Annotated in this window: 1 protein-coding gene; it reads right to left on the minus strand. The window is 32.4% G+C overall.

The window, feature by feature from the left end; translation table 11 throughout:
• On the minus strand, nucleotides 1-367 hold a 367-nt coding region (locus SB773_RS30425; RefSeq protein ID WP_410593925.1), incomplete at both ends, for an ATP-binding cassette domain-containing protein.

Genomic DNA, 367 nt, shown 5'->3' on the forward strand with positions numbered 1-367 from the left:
AATTTTCTAGCATAATCTGACTGAACGTTTTTTAATTGTTCGATTTTAATTACTTCTTCAATTTGACCATTTCTAAAAATAATGACCCTGTCGCAAATATAGGCGGCGGCCTGAATATCATGAGTAATAAAAACATAGCTCATATTGTAGAGGTTTTTTAATTCCTTAAGTAATTCAAGCACTTGTATTTGAACTGATACATCTAAAGAACTGATTGCTTCATCTAATAAAATACATTTTGGTTCTGTGGAAATGGCCCTTGCAATACATACCCTTTGAACCTCTCCCCCTGATAATTCATGAGGATATCTTTTTCTGTAGGACGGATTTAATCCAACTTGATTCAATAGATTATCAATCCTGTTTT

This window comes from Bacillus sp. SIMBA_074, assembly GCF_046534555.1.
GTDB classification, from domain to species: domain Bacteria; phylum Bacillota; class Bacilli; order Bacillales; family Bacillaceae_G; genus Bacillus_A; species Bacillus_A mycoides.